The 22,714-nt window shown below is 60.8% G+C and carries 20 protein-coding genes; 6 read left to right on the top strand and 14 right to left on the bottom strand.

Going from position 1 to position 22,714, the window contains the following annotated elements; genetic code table 11:
* Positions 1 to 159: 159 nt before the first annotated feature.
* The 4 genes from tli1a (PKE98_RS16770) to tla1 are packed head-to-tail and all read right to left on the bottom strand — an operon-like array spanning position 160 to position 4,277.
* Entirely contained in the window at positions 160 to 723 is a 564-nt protein-coding gene (tli1a, locus tag PKE98_RS16770) for a Tli1a family immunity protein (RefSeq protein ID WP_373877878.1), read from the bottom strand.
* Positions 710 to 2,989 (bottom strand): T6SS phospholipase effector Tle1-like catalytic domain-containing protein, encoded by a 2,280-nt coding sequence (locus PKE98_RS16775; RefSeq protein WP_271196471.1) that lies wholly within the window; start codon positions 2,987 to 2,989, stop codon positions 710 to 712. The genes tli1a (PKE98_RS16770) and PKE98_RS16775 overlap by 14 nt, the downstream gene beginning before the upstream one ends.
* A complete protein-coding gene (gene tli1a / locus PKE98_RS16780; protein ID WP_271196472.1) occupies positions 2,977 to 3,504 on the bottom strand; it encodes a Tli1a family immunity protein in 528 nt (175 codons plus the stop codon). The genes PKE98_RS16775 and tli1a (PKE98_RS16780) overlap by 13 nt, the downstream gene beginning before the upstream one ends.
* Positions 3,501 to 4,277: a toxin Tle1 chaperone Tla1 gene (gene tla1 / locus PKE98_RS16785; RefSeq protein ID WP_271196473.1), complete on the bottom strand. Its 777-nt coding sequence runs from the start codon at positions 4,275 to 4,277 to the stop codon at positions 3,501 to 3,503. Before tla1 ends, tli1a (PKE98_RS16780) begins: the two co-directional genes overlap by 4 nt.
* Positions 4,278 to 4,706: 429 nt before the next feature.
* Here tla1 and kaiC point away from each other — a divergent pair, with 429 nt between their 5' ends.
* Genes kaiC through PKE98_RS16805 form a run of 4 tightly spaced genes read left to right on the top strand, consistent with a single transcriptional unit; the run spans position 4,707 to position 8,719 of the window.
* Positions 4,707 to 6,407 (top strand): circadian clock protein KaiC, encoded by a 1,701-nt coding sequence (gene kaiC, locus PKE98_RS16790; RefSeq protein WP_271196474.1) that lies wholly within the window; start codon positions 4,707 to 4,709, stop codon positions 6,405 to 6,407.
* Positions 6,404 to 6,751, top strand: a complete 348-nt coding sequence (locus tag PKE98_RS16795; RefSeq protein WP_271196475.1) for a circadian clock KaiB family protein — start codon at positions 6,404 to 6,406, stop codon at positions 6,749 to 6,751. The genes kaiC and PKE98_RS16795 overlap by 4 nt, the downstream gene beginning before the upstream one ends.
* On the top strand, positions 6,748 to 7,083 hold the full coding sequence (locus PKE98_RS16800) for a circadian clock KaiB family protein (protein ID WP_271196476.1): 336 nt from the start codon (positions 6,748 to 6,750) through the stop codon (positions 7,081 to 7,083). The genes PKE98_RS16795 and PKE98_RS16800 overlap by 4 nt, the downstream gene beginning before the upstream one ends.
* A 10-nt stretch (positions 7,084 to 7,093) precedes the next feature.
* Positions 7,094 to 8,719: a response regulator gene (locus tag PKE98_RS16805; protein WP_271196477.1), complete on the top strand. Its 1,626-nt coding sequence runs from the start codon at positions 7,094 to 7,096 to the stop codon at positions 8,717 to 8,719.
* A gap of 67 nt (positions 8,720 to 8,786) precedes the next feature.
* Here the strand turns inward: PKE98_RS16805 and PKE98_RS16810 are convergent, their stop codons facing one another.
* The 8 genes from PKE98_RS16810 to PKE98_RS16845 form a co-directional block, all read right to left on the bottom strand.
* Positions 8,787 to 9,338, bottom strand: a complete 552-nt coding sequence (locus tag PKE98_RS16810) for a biliverdin-producing heme oxygenase (protein ID WP_271196478.1) — start codon at positions 9,336 to 9,338, stop codon at positions 8,787 to 8,789.
* On the bottom strand, positions 9,331 to 11,748 hold the full coding sequence (locus PKE98_RS16815; RefSeq protein ID WP_271196479.1) for a response regulator: 2,418 nt from the start codon (positions 11,746 to 11,748) through the stop codon (positions 9,331 to 9,333). Before PKE98_RS16815 ends, PKE98_RS16810 begins: the two co-directional genes overlap by 8 nt.
* A 23-nt stretch (positions 11,749 to 11,771) precedes the next feature.
* Positions 11,772 to 12,248 carry a response regulator gene (locus PKE98_RS16820; RefSeq protein ID WP_271196480.1) on the bottom strand — a complete coding sequence of 159 codons (477 nt, stop codon included), beginning with the start codon at positions 12,246 to 12,248 and terminating at the stop codon, positions 11,772 to 11,774.
* Entirely contained in the window at positions 12,249 to 14,516 is a 2,268-nt protein-coding gene (locus PKE98_RS16825) for an ATP-binding protein (protein ID WP_271196481.1), read from the bottom strand. It lies immediately after the preceding gene.
* A gap of 116 nt (positions 14,517 to 14,632) precedes the next feature.
* On the bottom strand, positions 14,633 to 15,166 hold the full coding sequence (locus tag PKE98_RS16830) for a DUF3087 family protein (RefSeq protein WP_271196482.1): 534 nt from the start codon (positions 15,164 to 15,166) through the stop codon (positions 14,633 to 14,635).
* Positions 15,167 to 15,796: 630 nt separating this feature from the next.
* Entirely contained in the window at positions 15,797 to 17,080 is a 1,284-nt protein-coding gene (locus tag PKE98_RS16835; RefSeq protein WP_271196483.1) for an MFS transporter, read from the bottom strand.
* A gap of 88 nt (positions 17,081 to 17,168) precedes the next feature.
* Positions 17,169 to 18,242 (bottom strand): C45 family autoproteolytic acyltransferase/hydrolase, encoded by a 1,074-nt coding sequence (locus PKE98_RS16840; protein ID WP_271196484.1) that lies wholly within the window; start codon positions 18,240 to 18,242, stop codon positions 17,169 to 17,171.
* Complete coding sequence (locus tag PKE98_RS16845; RefSeq protein ID WP_271196485.1) at positions 18,239 to 19,984, bottom strand: amidohydrolase; 1,746 nt, start codon at positions 19,982 to 19,984, stop codon at positions 18,239 to 18,241. The genes PKE98_RS16840 and PKE98_RS16845 overlap by 4 nt, the downstream gene beginning before the upstream one ends.
* A gap of 105 nt (positions 19,985 to 20,089) precedes the next feature.
* Here PKE98_RS16845 and PKE98_RS16850 point away from each other — a divergent pair, with 105 nt between their 5' ends.
* Positions 20,090 to 20,989, top strand: coding sequence for a LysR family transcriptional regulator (locus PKE98_RS16850; RefSeq protein WP_271196486.1), 900 nt, complete (start codon positions 20,090 to 20,092; stop codon positions 20,987 to 20,989).
* 118 nt (positions 20,990 to 21,107) lie between these two features.
* Here PKE98_RS16850 and PKE98_RS16855 read toward each other — a convergent pair whose 3' ends face one another.
* A complete protein-coding gene (locus tag PKE98_RS16855; RefSeq protein ID WP_271196487.1) occupies positions 21,108 to 21,473 on the bottom strand; it encodes a DUF3509 domain-containing protein in 366 nt (121 codons plus the stop codon).
* Positions 21,474 to 21,667: 194 nt separating this feature from the next.
* Positions 21,668 to 21,979 carry a hypothetical protein gene (locus tag PKE98_RS16860; RefSeq protein ID WP_271196488.1) on the bottom strand — a complete coding sequence of 104 codons (312 nt, stop codon included), beginning with the start codon at positions 21,977 to 21,979 and terminating at the stop codon, positions 21,668 to 21,670.
* Positions 21,980 to 22,274: 295 nt separating this feature from the next.
* Between PKE98_RS16860 and PKE98_RS16865 the strand changes: the two genes are divergently transcribed.
* A complete protein-coding gene (locus tag PKE98_RS16865; protein ID WP_271196489.1) occupies positions 22,275 to 22,676 on the top strand; it encodes a DUF2513 domain-containing protein in 402 nt (133 codons plus the stop codon).
* Positions 22,677 to 22,714 lie beyond the last annotated feature (38 nt).

Consider the following 22,714-nt stretch of genomic DNA (forward strand, 5'->3'; position numbering starts at 1 on the left):
TTTGAGATGCAAACAACAGAGCAGCCGACGTGCCAGATTTTGTTCTGGTGATAATGTTATGTAAATCAATAATTTACGTTTGTTTGATATCAGAGTGGCATTTGCAAACTGCATGGTGGCCTTGTGTGCTGCATGCAATCTGCATGTGTTTTTTTGCAATCAGCGCGAGGCGGTGCCGGGGCAGACAGTGGGCTCCGGCAAATGCAGCGGGGTTTTGATGGGGTAGTCGGGGTGCCCGTAGGCGTAGCAGGAGGTGGTGACCTGGATGTCGTCGCAGGGCAGAAAATGCACGGTCAGGCCGCAGGTTTTCTGGTGGGTGTAGTCGGGGAGGGAGACTTGTTTGGAAAGTTGGCGTTTTTGCATGCGAATCTTTTTTGCCCACGTCTCGTACTTGGCGTCATCTGCATAACCTGGAAAGCCATCTGGGTAAGCCACACCCGTTTCCCAATCCACTCGTACAGTCATCCCCGGCGTCCAGCGTGTCGGCGCGGAGAAGCCCCATCCACCGCCGCCACGTTGATAGGGGCCGATCACATCGAAGGTTGGTTGCCCATCCGCGCTAAAGCGGTTGATTGCCCAATGCGTATGGTTGATGCCATAGAGCGCCCCGGCGGTTGCTGGATTTGATGAGAGCATTAGCGCTGCTGTGCATAGTGCCCATAACGATACAGCGCCCTTACGTATCGGACCCCGGAAGATCCACCGGCAGTTAAGCGGATTCATTTGCACCCTCCACCAGTGAGGCGCGATAGAGGCGAAAGCGCTCTTCCGACTCTTCCTGTATTTGGGCTAGCCGCTCGGGTGTCATAACCGGCGGTGGTGCTGGCAGCAGGTGAGCGGCCAGTAATGCCCGCTGCTGTTGATCGTTTATTGCCAGCTCGCGCCGGTTGGGTTCGCCAAAAAACACCATTCGCTCACGGAAGTAACTGCCCATAGGCTCGCGCCCCCACGAGTAGAAAAACCAGGCACGGGAGTCGTGTACCTGATCGTCGAACAAGGCGCGGAGCTGGCCTATTGGCTGGTTGGCGTTAAGCGTTTCGTCCACCCGCCCGCGGTGGTTGTCGTCTATGTGGTTGTAAAAGCCGTACGGTGGTGGAAAGAGCTGGCCGACCCGCGCTCGACCTGCCGCCTTCATATGCAGGCATTCAACACCGGCATCGACATGGATCACCTCGTACACGTTAATGGGCGGCATATAGGCGGGTATCAGGCGATCGACAACAAAACGCAGATGGTTGGCGTTGCGAAAATCTTTGCCGAATTCAAGAGCCGCTTCACGCAGTTGGGTTTTGCCCAGGTCTGGATCGAAATCCTTGACGCCCGGGTCTGGCACTTTGGGTTCGACAACCCCGCGCTGCGCCGCGTAGGCATAGCTTTTACGATCCTGCTCGACCTTTTTCTGCGCGTTCTTGCGCGCTTCCCTGGCTTGAGCCAGGGCTATGGGGTCGCTGTGGGTATCGGATGCCCGACGATAGAACGGCGTTTGTTCCAGGCTGGCGAAGGCGTAGCGGTCGATACGCCAGGCGGTGAGCCAGCCGAGTTGGTGTTTGTGTGCTTGCTCAAGCGTGTCGGTGGCGAGGATGGGTTGGTAGTGCTCGGTTTCGCTTTGTGGGAGGGGTTCGAGCGCTTTGGGAAGACCTAGCGTTACGTGGCGCCAGGCGTTGAAGCGGTCCGTCAAAGCTTTGGCAACACGAAATGATTCCGTCATATCAAACTCCATAGTCCTCCAAAGCTCATGACTTAAGCGACTCGGTATAGCTTCCTTTGGAACTTTCAAGGGGGCGCCGTTAGAAAAAGCGTCCGAATACAACTCGTGCAAGGTGATTTGAGAAAGCAGCAGTCCATCACTCTCTCCGACTGCTTTCCCTTGGTCCCCAGGCGGATACCCTCCGCCAATATCCGAGTGCATGCCCGGATAAATCACTTCCTGACTGTTAACCGGATACCCACCCGTTTCACGGCGAATCGAGTCCAACGGGAAGCACAATCGCTGCTCATGGGCTGACACCAGGTGCAAACAACGTTTGACTAGAGCGTTACCGCCGGGGAGTTGCTGCGTGTTGTCCGCCCAGCTCATATGGCCATCGGCCCCTGGTATCGGATCGGCTATCCCCACGGAAGCCACGGTGTCCAGCAGCCCCAGGTATTGCACCTGAACCGGCAGGCGATGCCCATCGAGCACAATCGCGGGCTGGGTTGGGTCTTCATGGTTTAGCAACTCGTGCAGCCACTTCACAAACGCCCGGGCCCCGGCGGCACCGCGTGAAAACCCATACACATACAAGCGAAGGCCCACGAGTTTGGGCCTTCCCTGCGAGGGCTGCCGGAGGGCGATACGCAGGGGCGCCGCCATGGCATGCAACTGACGATTGAATTCGTTACGGCGCCGAGTACGGCCTTGCATACCTGCTATTTCGCCCATGGCCCTAACCGATCTCAACAGCGTGGCATCGTCCAGCCTTGGCAGCTCCAGCAGTTGGCGCAGTGCATCCAGCACCATCAGCAACCCCCAATTGATCCGCTCTTCGCCGTACCGGGCAAACGCCAAGCCTGTGGCGGTGTAGTCCAGATCACCAACTTCCGGAAAGGGCGTGCCCACGCCTGGCATGTAGTACTTGAAGTAGTTGTTAAGCCCGGTGCCGGGTGGGTCAGTGAGCCCTTTGGCGCCCGCTGCGCCGCCGGCATAGCCATTGCCGATGGTGGCGCGAAACAACCGGGCAATATTGGTGGGGTGGGGCACTGCAGAGCGGTAGAGATCGTTGAAAAGATTGTTGCCGGTACCATCGAAAAACAAACTGACGTGCACGGTTTCACAACAGGGTTTCAATACGCGCCGGCCCGCCGCGATACACAAGGAATCGTGGTAGTCGACTTTCATTTGGTCATGCATCCGATAGTTTTTTTCGACCTGTGCGGCACGCCTGGGCAGGCGGCCTCCCTCAGGAAACTGCGGCGGATACCAAACCGGCGAGCGAGTCACTGTGGGCATGAGGTTGGCTCCGGCAGGTGCAGCGCGGTTTTTATCGGGTAGTCGGAGCTGCCGTAGGCGAGGCAGGACGTGGTGACCTGAAGTTCATCACAGGGCAGAAAATGAACGGTCAGGCCGCATACTTTCTGGCCGGTGTAGTTCGGCACCGGCACTAGCTTGCTAAGGTGACGCTTTTGAGCGTCCAGCCACTTTTTCCACTCCAAGTATTTGGGCCAATCGGCGAATCCTGGATTGTCATCGGCATACGCCACCCCCGTCTCCCAATCCACCCGCACTGTCATCCCCGGCACCCACCGCGCCGGCGGCGAATATCCCCATCCGCCGCCCCCGCGCTGATACGGCCCGACCACGTCATAGGCCGGTTGCCCATCCACGCTAAAGCGGTTGATTGCCCAATGCGTATGGTTGATGCCATACAGCGCGCCAGCCTGGGCCGTTTTACAAAAAAACGCGCTTAGCACGCAGGCCACTGCCGCGCCGACAACGCCGGCAAATCCCCGAGTGTCAGCGTTCATACCGGCTCTCCCTTGCTCAGTTGCTCCAGTGCGAAGGCCTGACGCTGGCTGTCAACAATCAACCCTATGCGCGTGGCCTCCAGCATGGCGGCGTAGCAGCGTTGGAAGGTCTGTTCAGACTCGCAATCGGGCACCCCATCGACGAACGTCCTCAAGGCGGCAGTGGCGTCAGCCACGCAGCCCAGGGTTTCCAACTGCGGGTCAGTAAGTTCGAACGGGTCCTGCTTGTCCACGAACTCTGGCGGCTCGGCCAGACCTGCCAGGCGTTGCGGCATGCCATCGCGGTCAAGCCAGCACCAGCTGATAGCGGGCCGCAGTAGCCGTTGCCGTTGTTCGGGTTCAAGCACATCGCGCATCAGTGGGGGGAAAATTCGCGGGTCGTAGTAGCGAAAGAGCCCGACAGCACCGCCGAAACGAGCCTCCATGCAGTGCCCGAAAAATTGGCACAGGTCGCGAAAAGGCCAGGGTGAATGCAGGGCGAGCACGCCTGAACGGGGGTCCACCGTGGTAAGCAGGTTTTCGAACCAAAGCCGCTGCAGGGGCTCGTTCAGGTCGACCTCAATCAACAAGGGTGCCAGGTCGATCAGGTGGGCTTCAGGTAAACCCGTAAACAACGAGTGAACGGCCTGCGGGGAAATCACGCTGGTGATGTTGCGCCACAGCGGAACGGGGCAGCAGGCCTGGTCAAGGATAAAAAACAGCTGAGTGCCCGGCGTGTGAGCGCAGTCTTGCTGTAAGAGGTCGAACCAGGGGCTGATTGGCACAGGCGTCATGCGTGTACCTCCCTGGCGGCGGAGCATTGCCGCTGGCATGTCATAAGAAATGAAGGGGAAAGAAGGGCTTGTTCGTTCGGCATGCAAACCTCGGCGCTGGGCGCAAATAATCGCCGCCAGGTTGGCGGCGTCGAGCCAAGGGGGAGGGGAGGAATACGTCCTTGATTCGTGCGGCGCAGTAGAGCTCGCGAACGCCACGCAGTGCAGCCGGACGGTTCGAACGAAGCGTCCGGACTGATCTGGAAAATCCTTACGATTTCACCGGCATTAGCGCTTTGTAAACGGAGACCGAGCATTGGCCAGTCGTTATCCAATGCCATCAAAGCGCTATGAAAAAATGACCTTTTTCAAAACCTTGCAGTCCCAGAGCTTAGGGGCTGCAAGCCAGACGGCTGCAACCATCACTCATATTGCCAAAGGTGACCTGAATTGGCCGAGACGCCATCTGCCACTGCGCAAACCGCCACACTGAAGAAAGTGGCCACCGGTATTACCGGTTTCGACGAAATTACGTTGGGCGGCCTGCCGCAGGGGCGGCCCACCCTTATTTGTGGCTTTGCCGGCTGCGGCAAAACCCTGTTCGGCATGAGTTTTCTGGTTAACGGCGCCACCCAGCACGGTGAGCCCGGCGTGTTCATGAGCTTTGAAGAACGCACCCAGGACCTGATCGAAAACGTCGGCTCCCTGGACTACAACCTGCAAGCTCTGGTGGACCAGAAGCTGCTGGCCATTGACCACGTGTATGTCGATAGCAGCGAAATCGAAGAGACCGGCGAGTACGACCTCGAAGGTCTGTTTGTGCGACTGGGCTATGCAATCGACAGCATTGGCGCCAAGCGCGTGGTGCTCGACACCATCGAAGCGCTCTTCTCCAGCTTCAAGGATGCCGCCGTGCTGCGCGCCGAATTGCGGCGGTTGTTCTACTGGCTGAAAGAACGCGGCGTGACGGCCGTGGTGACAGGCGAGCGCGGCGAAGGCCTGCTGACCCGCTTTGGCATTGAGGAATACGTGTCCGATTGCGTGATCCTGCTGGACAACCGTGTGGCCGACCAGATCACGACCCGCCGGCTGCGGGTTATCAAGTACCGCGGCTCGTCCCACGGCACCAACGAATACCCCTTCTTTATCGACGAGCAAGGGCTCACGGTGATGCCCATCACCGCCGCTGGGCTTGACCATCAGGCACTGGAAGACATTGTGCCGACCGGCATCATTGGCCTCGACCGCATGCTCGACAAGGGCGGCTATTACCGAGGTTCCAGTGTGCTGGTCTCGGGGTTGGCGGGCACCGGTAAAACCACGTTTGCCGCCAGTTTTGTCCAGGCAACCTGCCAGCGTGGCGAGCGCTGCCTGATGTTCTCTTTTGAAGAAGCCGAGAGCCAGCTGTTGCGCAACCTCGGTTCGGTGGGCCTCAAACTTAAAGGCTATATCGACCAGGATCTTCTGCGAGTGGAGTCGGCGCGCCCGAGCCTCTACGGCCTGGAAGTGCACTTGGCGCGCATGTACCGGGAAATCACCGAGTTCCAACCGCACACCGTCATCATCGACCCGATCTCGGCCTTCCACGGTCCGCAATCGGAAGTGCATGCCACCTTGCTGCGCCTGGTCGACTTGTTGAAACAGCGCAACATTACCGCCGTGTTCACCAGCCTCAGCGATGCAAAAACCATTCGTGGGGAGCTGGACCGGGCCATTTCTTCATTGATGGATACCTGGGTTTCGCTGTCCAGTGTCGAGGCTGACGGCGAATACAACCGTCTGCTGTATGTGCTCAAGGCCCGTGGCATGGGGCACTCAAACCAGGTGCGCGAATACCACATCGATCAACGCGGCATCACGTTGGTCTCACCCTACATCGGCCCCCACGGCGTGCTCACCGGTTCTGCCCGCTTGAACCAGGAAGCACGCGAACGCAGTGAAGCCGTGCTACGCAAGCAACTGATCGAGCAGCGCAAGCGCGAGAAGCAGAAAAACCGCAACGAACTGGAACGCAAGATCGCCGAAATGCGCGCCGCATTGGACGCCCAGGAGCAGGAAGAGTCGCTGCTGGACGTTGATGAGAGCCGCCAATTGCAAAGTGACGACGACATTCGTCAGCAATTGGCCCTGGCACGAGGAGTAGCCGAATGACCGTCACCGATACGCCCAACCCCGATGCGCAACCGATCAACCCGAGTGCCATTGGCCAGCCTGGCCATTACGCCCTGCGGTTATACATCGCCGGGCAAACTCCAAAATCCGTCACCGCACTGCGTAATTTGCAGCGCATTTGTGAGGAATACCTCGCTGGGGTGTACAGCATTGAAGTGATTGATTTGCGCGTAACTCCTCAACTGGCGGCAGGCGATCAGATACTCGCCTTACCGACCTTGGTGCGGCACCTGCCTACGCCGCTGGTGAAAATAATTGGCGATTTATCCAACACCGACAAAGTACTGGTCGGGCTGGATATTCGCCCAGAGCCAAACAATTGAGCCACCTGCCGCCCGAAACGCAACAGTCATCCACACCGTCAGCCGACGGTGGAAGCACCCCAGTGGAGATATGTGAGCTGCGTTTGTATGTATCCGGCAATACCACTCGTTCTACCCGGGCCATACAGAACCTGCGCAGCCTGTGCGATAGCGAGATGGCCGGCGCCTATACGCTGGAAGTCATCGACATCTATCAGAACCCGGGCGCCGCGCGCGATGCGCAAATTATTGCGGTGCCCACACTGATGAAACTCAAACCCTTGCCCACGCGGTTGCTGATCGGAGACCTGTCCGACACCGCGACGTTGCGAAGCGCACTGGGTATCGAGTGAGGGCCCGCTTATGATCGAACGCGCACCCGGATTAACCGACGAGCAATATATTCAGGCACTCACTGAGAAGCTTCGTGAGGCCGACGAAACCCTTGAAGCGATTCGCACCGGCGCGGTGGACGCGCTGTTTATCGAAACCGGGGAGGGCGTCAGTGTCTACACCCTGGAAAGCGCCGACCGCCCTTACCGCACGCTGATCGAGCAGATGCAGGAGGGCGCCGTTACCTTGTCGCTCGACGGTTTTGTGCTCTACGGCAACGAGCGCCTGGGTGAAATCGTGCACCGGCCACTGGAGCGTGTGGTGGCCCGCGATTTCAGCGAATTTATCGCCACCGCCGAGCGCGAACGCTTTCGTCAGTTCCTGGCCGACAGCGCCGAGGAAGCGGTGCGCGCCGAATTCGACCTGCGCTCCGAAGACGACCAGCTGTTTCCCGCCTACCTGTCCTTCCGCGCCCTGGCCCTGGACAGCAGCGAAGAGCCCATTATCTGTGGCGTGGTGACCGACCTCACCGAACAGCGTCTGCTCGAAGCCCGGTTAAGCCAGGCGCAGAAAATGGAAGCGGTAGGCCAGCTCACCGGCGGCCTGGCACACGACTTCAACAACCTGCTGCAAGGCATCAAAGGCAGCCTGGACCTGATCGCCCGCCGGCCCAACTCTGAAAAAGTGGTGAAATGGACCGAAGCGGGTCTGAAAGCCGCCGACCGTGGCGCCAAGCTCACTGCGCAATTGCTGGCCTTTTCCCGCTCGCAGAAGCTGGAACTGCAACCGCTGCGCGTCAATACCGTGATTCGCGACATGACCGATCTGCTGGTGCGCACCATCGGCACCACGGTGCGCATCAAGCTCAACCTGGAACCCAGCGACCAGTTGGTGCTTAGCGACCCCACACAGCTTGAGCTGGCCATCCTCAACCTGGCCCTCAATGCCCGCGACGCCATGCCCACCGGCGGCACCTTGAATATCACCACTCAACATCACCCGCAGCCGGCTGAGGGCGCGCCCCATGGCCTGATGCAGGTGTGCATTGCCGACACCGGGGTGGGCATGAGCGAAGAAGTGCGCTTGAAAGCCTTCAACGCCTTTTTCTCCACCAAAGGTATCGGCGCCGGTACCGGGCTGGGGCTGGCGCAGGTGCAAAGCATCGTCGAGCAATCCAATGGCTGGGTGCAGCTGGTATCGGCGCCAGGGGCCGGCACGCAAGTGTTTCTTAGCATTCCCTATACCCAGGAAGGCGAACACGCTGAACACCTGGCCATTGCCGTTCCCCCCGCGCTGCAGCAAAACGGAAAGCGGGTGATGCTGATTGACGACGACCACGACGTCCGCCGAGTGGTGAGCGATATGCTGGAAGTGCTCGGCCACCAGGTACGCGAAGCGGAAAGCGGCCTGGCGGGGCTGAAGCTGATAGACGTGCAACTGCCGGATATCGTGCTGCTCGACTTCGCAATGCCCCACCTGAACGGTGCTGAAGTCGCCAAACTGCTAAAGGAAAAACACCCCGACTTGCCCCTGATATTTATCAGCGGCTTTTCCGACAGCGCTCAACTGCAAGCCGCCGTCGGCAGCGGTGCCACGGTGCTGCGCAAACCGTTCACCATCGACCGATTGAGCGAAATGCTCGAGCAATTCGGGTAGATCAAACGCGATGCTTTTTGGCGTAGCTGGCGTGCTTGGCGAACTCGGCGTCGCGAAGCTTGTTGGGTCAAACAACCCCAGCCATTTGCCCCTGCGCCGCGCGAATAAACACCCCGAACGCCTCCTCAACCCCACGCTTCAATTCGCCTTCGTCACTGCCCTGGGCTTGGCTTTCTAGGCGCTGTAAAAAGCGTGGCCACAGGCTTTGGTCGGCGGCGTGGTCGAGGTAGCGCATTGGCGCGCCGGGTTGAGCGGCTTGCAGTTGGCGGGCCAGCAGTTTGCCGCCCAGGCGTGAGCCTTCCAGTACGTACAACGCGCCCCAGCACCACGCCGCGCTGGCGTTCGGCGCCATGGCCAAGGATGTGCAAGGCTCGCAGTTCATGGCCTGCAAGTCGGCGCGCAAGGCCTCGCTGCGACGGCGTTCGGGCCAGTCTTCGAGCAGCTCGGCCACGCCGCTCTGCTCCAGGCAAGGCTCCAGGCTGAACAGAGCGGCGGCGTGGGCTTGGAGAAAATGGCGGTACCCTTCTGCGGTTTCCAGGCCCAGTTGCGAGTAGGCGTCGTCGACCTGTTGGTGCAGGTCGGCGCCCATTCGGCGCAAGCGTGCGCGCAGGCTATCCATGTTTGGGCGCCGCTTTGGGAACTACCGCCCGCAGGGCTTGCAGGAGTTTGCGCACCAGCTGTTCCTCGGTAAAGGGTTTTTGAATCACCGGGCTGTCGCCCAGACCGACCGAGTCAAGTTCGGCGTAGCCGCTTATAAATACGATGGGCAGTTGCGGCTGCTGCACCGCCACCACCCGCGCCAGTTCGCCGCCATTCATGCCGGGCATGGCGAAGTCAGCCAGCAGCAGGTCCACTTCCAGTGTGGCCAGCAGTTGCAGGGCACGGGCGCCGGAGTCTGCTTCTACTACTTGGAACCCGAGGCGCTGCAACATTTGCGCGGTTACGTCGCGTACGGCGGCGTCATCGTCCACCAGCAGAATGCGGTAGTCGCCGCTGAGCAGTTCGTTGTCGTGGTCGCTGGTATCGTTGCTGCCATTTTCGGGCTTGGGCTCGGTACGTGGCAGGTACACCTGCACGGTGGTGCCCACGCCAACTTCGGTAAATATCCGCGCGCCGCCGCCGGACTGCTTGGCAAAGCCGAACACCTGTGCCAACCCCAGGCCCGAGCCTTTGCCCACTTCCTTGGTGGTGAAGAAGGGTTCGAAGGCTTTTTGCAGCACTTCGGCGCTCATGCCGGTACCGGTGTCGGACACCGAGAGCATGACGTAATCGCCGGGGCCCGGCTCTTCGGCGCTTTGTGCCGGCTGGCTGATGCTGACGTTGGCAGTGGCCAGCACCAGTTGGCCGCCATCTTTCATGGCATCGCGGGCATTGATGGCCAGGTTGAGGATGATCATGTCGATCTGCGTGGGGTCGACCAGCGCGTGCCAGAGATCGGCCTGCGCTTGAATGGCCACGCTGATGCGCCCGCCCAGGGTGCTCTTGAGCAGGGTGTGCAGGTTGTCGAGGGTTTCGTTGAGGTTCAGCGGCGCGGGTGCCAGTTGCTGACGACGGGCGAAGGCCAGCAGTTGGGCGGTGAGGGTGGCGCCGCGCTCGCCGGCGGTGCGGATATGGTTTACCCGCCGCAGGCTGGTTTCGGCCGGCACATTGCCGCGTTCCAGGTCGCGCTGCAAAAACATGGTGCTGGTGAGAATCACCGTCAGCAGGTTGTTGAAATCGTGGGCCACCCCGGCCGTGAGTTGGCCCACGGCTTCAAGGCGCTGCATCTGCCGTAGCGTGGCTTCGACGTTTTCGCGCTCCTGAATCTGCTTGCGCAAAGCGGTGTTGGCGTCGGCCAGTTTGTCGATGTTGGCGATTTCCTGGCTGATATCGCGGCCGGCCACGTAAGCGCGACTGGCATCCGGCACGGCGCTCCAGGCGATCCAGCGGTAGCTGCCATCACGGTGGCGCAGGCGGTTGACGAAACGGTCGGCTACCTGGCCGCGGCGCACAGTGGCCATGGCCACGCGGCTGCTGCGCACATCGTCGGGGTGGGTGATGGCAACCAGCGGCAGGCCGAGCAGGTCGTCCTGTTTCCAGCCAAGAATGCTGTACCACGCCGGGTTTACGGCCAGGGTGGTGGAATCGAAACCGGTGACGGCGAGCAAGTCGCGCGACAACTCCCAGGTGCGGTCGCGCTCGCGCGTGCGTTCCTGTACGCGCTCGCCCAGGGTTTCGTTCATCTGTTTCAACGCTTCGGTGGCGGCGCGTTGCTCGGTAATGTCCATCACCACGCCGACAAACCGGGTGCAACGGCCCTGGTCGAAAAACGCCTGGCCGCGCATTTCCAGCCAACGTTCACGACCGTCGGGCAAGGTGATGCGGTAAGGCGTGGCGAAATCGGGGTGGCTGGGGTCGTGGGTGACGGCTTCGATGCTGGCGCGCAGTACAGGCAAGTCGTCGCGGTGGCAGAGGCGCTCGAACACGCTCATGTCCAGGGCTTCATCGCCGTCCAGGCCGCACATGGCGCGGTAGCGTTGGTCGCAGCGCAGTTGGCCGCTCGCCGGCTCGTAGTCCCACATGCCCAGGCCCGCCGCTTCCACGGCCAGACGCGCGCGCGCGCCGATTTCCTGCAGGGCCTGCTCGGCTTGCTGGCGACGGCGCCGCTCGTTGACTTCGGCCATGGCCCGGTTGACCGCTTTGGGCAGCAGCGACAGGTTTTGCTTGAGTACATAATCAACGGCGCCGGCACGCATCATATTGACGGCGTTTTCTTCGCCGTAGATGCCGGACAGAAAGATAAACGGGGTTTTCGGCGCCAGGCGTTGCGCTTCCTGCAAGGCCAGACCGCCCGAGAAACCCGGCAGCACGAAGTCGGCCAGTATCAGGTCGAACTCGCGCCGTTGCAGGGCTTCCACCACGCCGTAGTGGTCGTAGACCAATTCGACATCGAGCTGGTAACCGGCGCGCTCCAGCGCCAGTTGGGCGAGCTCGGCATCGTGCGGGCTGTCCTCGATAAGCAGCAGGCTGATGTGATTTGACGCGGGCATTAACCTTCCTGTCGGCGAGTCTGTCAGTCGTGCGTGTCGTCGTTTTTGCGCGTGCGTTTGAGGCGCAGCGAGCCAGGTGGCGGCTCATTGAGTACGGCCCAGAAGATGCCGAGATCAGAAATGGCGGCGACGAAGTCCTTGAATTCGACTGGCTTGACCACGTAGGCGTTCACGCCCATTTCATAGGCGCGTGTAAGGTCGGGTTCCTCGCGCGAGGAGGTCAGCATCACCACCGGAATGCTGCGCAGTGCCGGGGTTTCGCGCACGGTCTTGAGTACTTCCAGGCCGTCGACTTTCGGCAGTTTCAAATCCAGCAGCAGCACGGCCGGGTTGCCATCGGCGCGGTCGGCGTGCTCGCCACGGCGCAGCAGGTAATCCAGGGCCTCGGCGCCGTCGCGTTTGATCACGACGTCGTTGGCCAGTTGGCTGCGCTCAAGCGCCACCAGGGTCAGTTCCAGGTCGTTGGGGTTGTCTTCAACGAGAAGGATGGGTTTGAGCATTTAGGTGTTCCGGTCTTCAAGTGGAGTGGTGTATGTCAAACGGGGTAGGGCGAAGAAAAACGTAGCGCCCTGGTCGATCCGACCATCGGCCCATACCCGGCCGCCATGGCGTTCGATTATGCGTCGCACAGTGGCCAGGCCAATGCCGGTGCCTTCGAACTCTTCCATGCGGTGCAGGCGTTGGAAAACGCCGAACAGTTTGCTGGCGTACTGCATGTCGAAGCCTACGCCGTTGTCGCGAACAAAAAAGACGGTTTCGTCGGCATCCTGGTGCGCGCCCATTTCGATAATGGCGTGTTCGCGGCGGCTGGTGTATTTGAGCGCGTTGCTGACCAGGTTGCGCAGCACCAAATGAATAAACGAGGCATCCGCCACCACAACTGGCAGTGGCGCCACGCGCCATTCGACGTCGCGCTGATCGTAGTCCGGGCGCATTTCTTCGCGGATGGAGGCCACCAGCGCGCCGAGGTCGACATCGGACACATGCAGCGCCGCGCGCCCCATCTGCGAAAAGCTCAGCAAATTATCCACCAGCACGCCGGCAAACCGTGCGGCCTCACTGATGTTCATCAGGAATCGCTTGCCGCGCTCGCTCAGTTGTTGGCCTTCCAGTTCGCCGAGTAATTCGGTGTAGCCGGCGATATGGCGCAGCGGGGCGCGCAAATCGTGGGAAACGCTGTAGGAAAACGATTCGAGCTCTTTATTGCTCTCGCGCAGCTCGCCCGCCAGTTGCGCCATCTCCTCGGCCTTGCGCAGCACGATACCGAGCACCGCGTTGCGCAGCTCCAGCGCGCCTTCACATTCGGCGGTGTCCCACGGCGCGCTGTGGCCGCGGACCACTTCGCGCCAAGTGTCAAAACTGTTGCGCGGCGACAGAGCGCCGCTGACCTGGTCGAGTTCTTTTTTCGGCTGGCCGGCCCAGTTCACGGTTTTAACCCGCTCATGACGGAACCAGATGAGGTAGTGGGCATGCAGTTTGGAAATCGACACCGCCATTACGCCGGCGCTGTGGGCGGCGAGTTCCGGCAGGTGGGGCACGTCGCGGCTGAGGTTGTCGCTGGTAAAAAGCGGGCCGTTAGTCTGGTTGCCGAGCCAATTGGCCAGTTCCAGCACCTGGGCATCTTCGGGCGCATCGCCGACCCGCACGCAGGTGTCGGCGGTCACCACGGCGGCGCCCTGAGCCTGGGCAAAGGCCAGCACCACCTCGGGCAGGTTTTTAAAACCTTCGGTCACGCTGTCGTAGTCGGCCATGCCGGCCAGCAGGCGCACAGTGAGGTGACGCAGCTCCAGCTTGCGCTGCGCTTGCAACCCGGCCTCGGTGGCATCGATCTGCAGGGCCAGAATGCGTGCCAGCAACTCGCAGGTGGTGCGGGTTTTGTGACTGAGGTGACGGGGCTGGTGGTCGTGGCAGGAAATCAAGCCCCAGAGCCGGTCGCGTACCACAATGGACACTGACATCGAAGCCAGCGTGCCCATATTACGCATGTAGTGCAGGTGCACCGGCGACACACTGCGCAGCGAGGCAAAGCCCAGGTCCAGCGGCTGCTGGCTCACCGGGTTGAGCACTGGCACCAATGGCGCAGGCACGTAGTTGGCATCGGGAATCAGGCGAATCAGGTTTTTGCAATACAGGGCGCGGGCCTGGGCCGGAATATCCGAGGCGGGGAACTGATGACCCAGGTAACTGGCGTAGCCGGGCTCGGCATGTTCAGCCAGCACATCGCCGTTGCCGGCATCATCGAAACGGTAGGCTTTCACTCGGCCAAAGCCGGTAATGCGGCTGAGCTCGTTCACGGCCAGTTCGCAGATGGCCTGCAAGTCTTTGGCTGCGTGCAACTCGGCAACAAAGGTGCGCATCAGCGGATAGAGAATGCCGTACGCCTCGCCAGGGTTACTGGCACGCTCGAATTCGAGAATCAGTTGCTGGTCGTGGCGATGGCCCATCAGGGCAAATACCTGCTCGGCGCTGCCCTGGGTAAAACGCACGTCGCCGAGATGGAAGGGATTGGGGTCTTCAGCAGACAAGCCGGCCAGCCGTGCCGGCAACTCGGGTTCGCCAATCAGCTCCGTGAGTGCCAGGCCCAGCAGACCCTCGGGTTCAAGGCCCAGCCAGTCGCGCACGTTGGCACTGACCTGTTGCACCTTGAGGTCAGCCTCGCCCGCCACGATCAGAAAGCCGTGGGGCTGAATGCCGCCAGGGATATGGATCGGTTCGTCAGCGCAGCGCTCTACGGCGGCGGTCAGCGAGTCGGGGGCGAGGGTGGTCATACTGCGTCCTTTCAGGCCAAGCCCCGTTAAATGGGCTGGCAATACGGCTTGGCACCTGATGAGAGCTGTGGGTGCGAAAAATGGTTTCAGAAATTTTTAACGCCAAGACAAGCGGCTTATTTTGCCCTCGGCAGCGCCTTTACCGCTACCAACCACTGAGGGTGAAGGCGTGACTGGTCGGTTTCCAGGCCCTCGGCCAGCATCGCCTCTTTATGGGCATCAATTTCGTGCGTCATCTGGCTCAGAGAGCTGGTGTTGGCATCCAGTTGGTACATCTGGGTGATGCCCTGGTGATAGAAACGCAGCAGCTTCATGGCCTCGGGCTGCCGGGCTTTTACCCCGGCCTCGACCTGGTGCATCACATTGGTGATGCTCATCAGCGCGCGTTTGAGTTGCCAGCCGTATACCGCCGCGCTCATCCAGGGTTGCGACCACAGCTTGAGTTTGAACAGGGCCGCCAGCACCACCACGGCCAGCGCCACGCCGCCGGCATTCCAACGGAAGTTATCGCCGCCCGGGGTGCCGAACAGCATCACCGCCAGGCTGGAAAGCAGCATGGCCAGGGCGATAAAGATCACGGCAATGACCAGGGTGCTGCGGCGGGTTTGCTGGCGGTAGGTTTCGGGGTTTTGCGGCTGGATTTCGAACATGGGAGGGCGACTCTGGCAGGGGATGCGTGGGGCGCATTATTACCTATCGCGAGCGGGCGGTGGTTTTGGAGCGCTGGGCTTTGCTTCGGGACTCTGGATCCCCGCCTACGCGGGGATGACGGTGAACGATGAAAAACCTCCGTCGTCCCTGCGAAGGCAGGGACCCAGACTTTCGTGGCGGACGCGGGTGGATTGGAGGGCAGGGTTTGCTTCAGGATTCTGCATCCCCGCCTGCGCGGAATGACGGTGAGCGATGAAAAAACCTCCGTCGTCCCTGCGAAGGCAGGGACCCAGACTTTCGTGGCGGACGCGGGTGGATTGGAGGGCGGGGTTTGCTTCAGGATTCTGCATCCCCGCCTGCGCGGAATGACGGTGAGCGATGAAAAAACCTCCGTCGTCCCTGCGAAGGCAGGGACCCAGACTTTCGTGGCGGACGCAGGCATTAGAAACTGGCGTTCCACTTGGCCAACGACGCGTACGCTGACTCGGTCCATCAACTGGTGGATTGGAGGGCAGGGTTTGCTTCAGGATTCTGCATCCCCGCCTGCGCGGGGATGACGGTGAGCGATGAAAAAACCTCCGTCGTCCCTGCGAAGGCAGGGACCCAGACTTGAGTGACAAACGCCGACCTTAATTACTGCCATCCAACTCCGCCAACGACATATGCGCCGTCTCGCGAAGCCCATAAGAGCACAGCGCCACAATCGCCAGCGCCACACTGCCATATACCGCCACTCCCAGCGGATTATTGCCGCTGGCAATAAGAATGGCCGTGGCGGCGCTCGACGCTGTGCCACCCCCCAGCGCCGCGCCAATCTGGTAGGCCGCGGACATCCCCGAGTAACGCATATGCTGCGGAAACTGCTCAGCCAAAAACGCCGGTATCGGCCCTTGCGTCGCGCCCATCAACGCGCCCACCAGCACATAACCGGAGCAGGCCAGTGGCAGGCTGTGCTGGCCCACCAAGGCGAAAAAGGCGAAGAACCCTGCCGCCATAAAGATCGCCCCGGCAATCATCACCCGGCGCCGGCCAACGCGGTCGGAAAGGGTGGCGAACAACGGCGCGCTGATCACGATGGCCACCGACAGGCTGATATCGAATAGCAGCGCCTGGGTGCTGGCGTAGCCGAGCTGGGTGGCATAGGCGAGGAAGAAGGTGCTGCCGATATAGGCGATGGTTACGTAACCAAAGGCAATGCCGGTGCACAGCAGCATTTGCCGCGGCCGCAACCTTATTGCCGCGAGCAGCGGCAGGCGCACGGTCTGGTTCTTTGACAGGGGCCGTTGCGCGTTGTTTTGCACGCGCACGTAGAGCCCAACAAGTACCAGCACACCGCCGAGCCAGAACGGAATGCGCCAGGCGAAGTCGACGAGGTTGTCGTCATAGGCCAAACCCACCACGGCAAAGGCCAATGAGCCGAAAATACCGCCTATACCAATGCCCATACTGGTAAAACTGCCCCACAACCCCCGCTTGCCGGCCGGCGCCGATTCGATGCCAAACAAGGCCGCGCCGCCCCATTCGCCGCCGGCGGCGAAGCCTTGCACCAGGCGCAGCAGCACCAACAATACCGGCGCAGCCGCACCGATGCTGGCGTGGCTGGGCAGGCAACCAATAAGCAGGGTGCTCATGCCCATCAGCAGCAAGGTGATGACCAGCATTTTTTCGCGGCCGAGTTTGTCGCCGAAGTGGCCAAACACCATGCCGCCCAATGGCCGGGCGAAGAAGCCAGCACCAAACGCGGCGAAGGCCAACAGGGTGGCGGTCAGCCGGTCCAGGTCGGGGAAAAACACCTGGGGAAATACCAGCGCAGCAGCCACGCCATAAATCACGAAGTCATAAAACTCCAATGCAGTGCCCATGCCGGACACAAAGAACGTGCGCAGCGCCGAAGGAGGTAAGTGGTTAGTCATAACGCCTGCCCATATTGTTTTTGGAATGTACGGGGCCAAGGGGCAGGCCAATTGACGCCCCTGGCAGGAGATTGAGGTAGTCCGGAAATCAGAAGCGCTGGTAGCCCTGGCTGGCCAGAGCCATGGGAGTGCCAGCGTGGTAAAGCAGCTCGCTGGTGACGGTGTCGATGCCGACGGTGAGCAGTGTTTCCCAGCGTTCTGTCGGCGCCTGGGTGAGGTCCGGGTGGAAGCAGATCGGCGCCTGTTCGCCAGCGGCGCCGCACATGGCTGTTGCCCGTTCACGCAGATCGTCAACGGCCATGCTGGCCCGTGCATGGTTAACGTGAGCCAGGCGTGCGTGGGTGTCGGCCAGATCGGCCGAGCGTTCGCCTTGGCTAAGTGCGGGGTCGAGAAAATGGTTGGTGTGGGTCAGCCAGCCGTCACCGCCCGGTAATACCACGGCGGTCGCCGCTGGGGACAGTTCGATACAGACCGCTCGCGGCGCGGTATCGGTGCGCGAAAACACCGTAAGCACCGTGGAGGCGCTCACCCGTGCCGAACGGGCCAGGGCGATGGCTTCGCCCACGCTGCGCGCTTCTTCCAGCACGCAGCGGGCAATGGCGTGCACTGGCACACCGCCGCTGGCGTTGTCGCTGGCGTGGTGCAGGATATTGAAATGCAGGCCGACGCCAGCGCTGTTCACGCCGATCTTGCCGAGCATGCCGAACTCGGTGAACAGCTTTACCTGCATGCCGTTGGCACTGTTCAGCTGCAACAACAAGCCTTCGAGCACCAGTGCATCGTGCCAGTCCCAGGTTTGCACCGTGCGAGGCGCCTCGCTGCCAGCCGGGGCAAAGACGGCGGTGGAGCATTCGCCCTTGGCCGCCGGCATGGTGGCGAGGATTTCGGTGCGGGCATTGAGCGCCGCGAGTTGCCACAGCGGCACTCCAGCGCCGATAGCGGTGGCTTCCAGTTCGGCAGCCAGGTCCGGTGCCCAGCCTTGCAGGGCGCTCAGGCTGGCTTCGGCCAAGGGCTGCACGCGCCGCGGGTCGATATCCACTTGATTGAAAAAGTCCAGGTACAACGCGCAGGTACGCTGTATCGACGTGGCCCAGCGTTGGCCAATCTGCTGGCCGCGCTGCTGTGGGTTGGTGGTGTCGGTGATGAAGGTAGAAAGTTTCACTGCGGGTTTCCTGTGGTGGCGCTGCGGGCAAACACCGGCTTGCCTGCGAAATAGGTATAGAGCACGCGGGTGTCGCGCAGGTCGTGTTCCGGCACGCTGAACACATCGCGGTCGAGCACAATCAGGTCGGCCTGCTTGCCCGGTTTCAGTGAGCCGATTTGTTCCTCCAGACGCAGCACCTTGGCCGCGTTCAGCGTGTAGGCCTGGAACATCACCTCACGGTCGATGGCCTCGCCAGCATTCAGCACGCCCTTGGGGCCCTTGCGGCTCACCGCCTGGTAAATCGCCTGCCACGGGTTGGCAGTGGTGATCGGCCAGTCACTGGCACCGGCAAGGGTGGCGCCATGCTTAAGCAACGAACGCGCCGGATACATGAATTGGTAGGCCATGGCGGCGATGTAGGGTTTCACCAGGTCCACGCTCAGTTCGTCGGCAGCGGCCCAGTACAACTGCATGGAGGCGATCACGTTGAGGGCTTTGAAGCGCTCGAAGTCCTTGGGGTTCACCAGCTGCAGGTGCGTGATGGAATGGGCGATGCCGCTTTGTCGATGGCTGCGGGCAAACGCCACGGCATTCAGCGACTCACGCACGGCACGATCGCCAATGGCATGCACATGCACCAGCCAGCCGCGGGCATCGGCGGCGTCCACCAGTTTGGCAAAGCCTTGGGGGTCAAAAAGCAGTTCACCGTTCTTGCCGGAGTTTTTGTACGGCTGCAGCAGCGCCGCGCTTTGCGCCGGGTGCTCGGCCACCCCATCGGCAAACACTTTGATGCCGGGCAGGGTGAGGTTGGGGATGTGCTGGAACTGCTGGCGGACCTTGTCCAGCTCGTCGAGGTCGGCCGGGGTGGCGTTGGAATCGGCCATCAGCAGGGCTGCCACGTGGGCCTTGAGTTGGCCTTGCTCGGCAAGGGCTTTGTAAGCCGGCAGTACGCCGAGCGAATCGTTATGGATGGCGCCGCCAGGGTTTTCGTTGGCCAGCGGCTCCATCCAACTGGTAATGCCTAGCTCGTGGTAGTGCTGTTGGGCGCCTGTGGCGGCGGCGAGCAGTTCTTCATCGCTGGCCAGCGGCAGCAACTCCTGCGCGGCGTACAAGCCGGCGTCCACAAGAAAACCATTGGGCTGGCCGTCGTCATGATGGCCGATGGTGGCGCGTTCTTCGCCCTGCAGGGCTTTTACGCGCGCGGCGTCGAGACCGGCTTTTGCCAGCATGGCGCGGTTGGCCCAGCCGGTGTGGTAATCGCCGCCGACCAGCAGGATGGGGGTGGTCGCCCATTGGCCTTGATTGAAGCGCTGTTCCAGCTCGGCGATCTGGTTCCAATAGCCACTGGGCACGCCGCCCACGCTGAGAAATGCACCGAGCCGCGCCTTGCCGTTGTCGCGCCACTGGCGCAGACGCTGCTCGAGTTCGTTAAGGGGCACGTCCTGGTTATCCAGGTTGGCTTGGCGCATCTGCAAGCCGCCTTTCACCACGTGGGCGTGGGAGTCGATAAAGCCCGGCATCAGCACCTTGCCGCCCAGATCAATCACCTGCGTGCCCGGCTGCTTGAGCGCCAGCACCTGCGCATTGCTGCCCACCATCAGCACCTTGCCGTGTTCCACCGCGATGGCCTGTTGCAGCGGTTGGCCGGGGTCGGCGGTGTACACCTTGGCGTTGTGCAGAATCAGGTCGACGGCCGCCATTGTTTCCAATGAGGCACAGGTGATGGCGCTGGCGACGAGCAGGCGAGCAAAGGGTTTCATTGTGGTGCTCCGGGTTTTTGTTAGTCTGCGCGCAGGCTAACCAGTGCCAGGGCCTGGAGAAACGGCACTGTTCGCACAACTTCTGTGCCTGTCAGGAATAGATAGATGGACAAGCTGAGCGCGTTAACCCTGTTTGTCGCCACCGCCGAACACGGCAACTTCAGCCGCGCTGCCGAACACGTGGGCAAAACCCCGTCTGCATTGACCAAGGCGGTGGCGCAATTGGAGGCCGAGCTGGGCACCCGCCTGTTCGAGCGCACCACACGGCGTATGGCGCTGACCGAAGCCGGGCATATCTACCTTGACGGCGCGCGGCAGGCGTTGATGCAGTTGCAGTTGGCGGGTGAGGGCGTCGAGCAGTTGCAATATGAACTGCGCGGCAGCCTGCGCATTACCGCGCCGCCTTCTTATGGGCCGGCGTTTCTCGCCCGGGTGTGCTGCCGGTTTATGCGCGACCACCCCCAGGTGCACCTGGAAGTGGAGCTCAGCGACACTTATGAAGACCTGGTGGACGGAGGCTATGACCTGGCCTTGCGTGATGGACCGATTGATCTTCCGGGCGTAATTGCTCAGCCCTTACGCACCAACGATCTGCTGTTGTGTGCAAGCCCGGCGTACCTCGCGCGCAAAGGGTCCGAGGTGACGATGCATAATTACCTTGAGCATGACTGGTTGATCTTTCGCCATCCGTTGTTGAATCGGCACTTCTGGTGGATGCAGCAGGGCGGGGAACGGGTAAGGTTGGCGCAGCCGCAGCCAAGGCTGGCCAGTGATAATTACGATTTTTTGCTGGCGTGTTTGCTGGACGGGCAGGGACTGCAGTTTGTGCCCCAGTGGAGCGCGGGGCCGTATTTGCAGCGCGGCGAGTTGGTTGAGGTGATGCCTGAGGTGTGGCGCGAGCCCAGTGCGTTCGGGCCCTGGATTCACTTGCTGTATCTGCCGCACCGGCGCAATACGCGAAAAGTGAAGGTGTTTATCGAGTACCTGCGCGGGCACTGGGCGTAAGGGGGGTCAATCAGGCGGCGAATTTCTTTTGCAGGGTTTGCCAGCGAGCGGGCTCCTACAGAAGCGCGAGCAAAAAAATCGAGGCCGAAGCCTCGATCTTTAAAATTCTAGAACGGTATCAGCAAGCCACGGCTTTCTGTACCCGACGCTGACGCAGTTCCTGGTTGGAACGACGGGCCAACGTCTTGGCCTTGGTCACATGAATCGGCCCTTCTACATAAGTTGGCAATTCACGCTCTACCCAGGCCGCTTCATCACCGCGCCAGCGCAGCAGGCCCGCTTCGATCTTGATCTCACGGTGCAACTCGCGAATCAGTGTTTGCATGCGCACGGGGCTGAGGATTTCTTCGCTTTTGATCGCTTTGCACAACGGTTTGCCGCTTTCGTTTACCAGCGTCAGCAGCAGGCTGCCATCCGGGCGCGGTTTGATGGCGACGGTGTGTTGTGGGAAGGCGTCGAAGAATTCTTTTATGGCCAGTTGCATTCCATGTACTCCATCGATTCTTTTCAGGTGGAGTACATAGAGCAGATGGCATGCCAACATCACGCGACATATAAAATGCATATAAAACAACAGGTTACATATTTTTGGCGCCGCTTCGGTCGTGCACTTTGCATGATCGGGCAAAATGCAACCTTGCAAAGTGCAATTACCGACTAGCCCCCCCTAGCTGCCCCTTAACTGAGAGGCTGCTGAAAAGGGGTTTTAACCGGCAAATCCGGCCCCAGTTCGTCCGGTACGAAAACCTGCGGTTGATAGCCGCGGCGCACTGGCTTGCGCGGCACACGCTGGGCCACTTCCGGTAAATGCTTGAGCTGGTAGGCAGGCGGCAATTCATGACTGGCCCGGCCCAGCCCTCGATAAATGGCGACCGAACCGAGCACGATATCCGCAGCGCCGATCACGCCTTTTACGGCCATGCCTTTCCTGATCAGCAAAATGCCGCCGGCGACGGCAAGCAGGCGTTGGAGGTAACCGGGATTGGTCATGTAAAAACTCCTTTGCGTGACGATGGTTAACAGTTCTGAACCAGCGCTTTTGCGCAGAGTTCAGGTTTTTCGGCAGGCGGTCATCTCCCCGGCAAAATTGTTGAACTCTCAGGGTAAAACGCACACCTATTCTGTAGGGGGCCGGTCAGCCAATCGCTCAAGCATCAGTTATTGCGCGCAGCCTTGTTGGTCGACTGGCTTCGGTCATTGGTAACGGTCCCCTGCAAATCTGCTCGCTGCGAAGGCTGTTCGGTTGGGCAAAGGACTTACGGAAAGGGGACGAGGAGCCAAGGCAATGAAGAGAGATTGGGAACTGGTAAGGGAAATACTGCTGGACATTGAGGCCCTGGATAAAGGCCACCACTTTTTTCCCCACCGAATCGAAAACCACTCCAGCGATAGCGTCAGTTATCACCTGCACTTGCTAGAGCAGGCTGGTCTGGTGGAATGCGCAGACCACCGACCGCTGAGCGGTGAGTTGGTGCGTATCGGCAAGGCGCTCACGCTGACAGGTCACGACCTGCTGGACCTGATCCGCGATGAAAACCTCTGGGTGCTGAAGAAGGCATTTCTCACCGAGCACCTGGGCGGCATCACCATCGACGCCCTGAAGACCACCATGGCCCTGTACCCCAGTGACAGTGGCGCCTCGTTCAATGTCTCGCGCCACGCGCAGAACGACGCCGTCTTTAATTGATTCATCCGGCCCTGCCGACAGCCTGAGGGCTGCTGGCA

Source organism: Pseudomonas turukhanskensis, assembly GCF_027922365.1.
GTDB classification, from domain to species: Bacteria; Pseudomonadota; Gammaproteobacteria; order Pseudomonadales; family Pseudomonadaceae; genus Aquipseudomonas; species Aquipseudomonas turukhanskensis.

Bases quoted from the DNA above. Each gene is read 5' to 3' on its own strand.
- tli1a (WP_373877878.1), bottom strand. From the start codon at position 723: ATGAATCCGCTTAACTGCCGGTGGATCTTCCGGGGTCCGATACGTAAG.
- PKE98_RS16775 (WP_271196471.1), bottom strand. From the start codon at position 2,989: ATGCCCACAGTGACTCGCTCGCCGGTTTGGTATCCGCCGCAGTTTCCT.
- tli1a (WP_271196472.1), bottom strand. From the start codon at position 3,504: ATGAACGCTGACACTCGGGGATTTGCCGGCGTTGTCGGCGCGGCAGTG.
- tla1 (WP_271196473.1), bottom strand. From the start codon at position 4,277: ATGACGCCTGTGCCAATCAGCCCCTGGTTCGACCTCTTACAGCAAGAC.
- PKE98_RS16795 (WP_271196475.1), top strand. From the start codon at position 6,404: ATGACCGTCACCGATACGCCCAACCCCGATGCGCAACCGATCAACCCG.
- PKE98_RS16805 (WP_271196477.1), top strand. From the start codon at position 7,094: ATGATCGAACGCGCACCCGGATTAACCGACGAGCAATATATTCAGGCA.
- PKE98_RS16810 (WP_271196478.1), bottom strand. From the start codon at position 9,338: ATGGATAGCCTGCGCGCACGCTTGCGCCGAATGGGCGCCGACCTGCAC.
- PKE98_RS16815 (WP_271196479.1), bottom strand. From the start codon at position 11,748: ATGCCCGCGTCAAATCACATCAGCCTGCTGCTTATCGAGGACAGCCCG.
- PKE98_RS16820 (WP_271196480.1), bottom strand. From the start codon at position 12,248: ATGCTCAAACCCATCCTTCTCGTTGAAGACAACCCCAACGACCTGGAA.
- PKE98_RS16825 (WP_271196481.1), bottom strand. From the start codon at position 14,516: ATGACCACCCTCGCCCCCGACTCGCTGACCGCCGCCGTAGAGCGCTGC.
- PKE98_RS16830 (WP_271196482.1), bottom strand. From the start codon at position 15,166: ATGTTCGAAATCCAGCCGCAAAACCCCGAAACCTACCGCCAGCAAACC.
- PKE98_RS16835 (WP_271196483.1), bottom strand. From the start codon at position 17,080: ATGACTAACCACTTACCTCCTTCGGCGCTGCGCACGTTCTTTGTGTCC.
- PKE98_RS16845 (WP_271196485.1), bottom strand. From the start codon at position 19,984: ATGAAACCCTTTGCTCGCCTGCTCGTCGCCAGCGCCATCACCTGTGCC.
- PKE98_RS16850 (WP_271196486.1), top strand. From the start codon at position 20,090: ATGGACAAGCTGAGCGCGTTAACCCTGTTTGTCGCCACCGCCGAACAC.
- PKE98_RS16855 (WP_271196487.1), bottom strand. From the start codon at position 21,473: ATGCAACTGGCCATAAAAGAATTCTTCGACGCCTTCCCACAACACACC.
- PKE98_RS16860 (WP_271196488.1), bottom strand. From the start codon at position 21,979: ATGACCAATCCCGGTTACCTCCAACGCCTGCTTGCCGTCGCCGGCGGC.
- PKE98_RS16865 (WP_271196489.1), top strand. From the start codon at position 22,275: ATGAAGAGAGATTGGGAACTGGTAAGGGAAATACTGCTGGACATTGAG.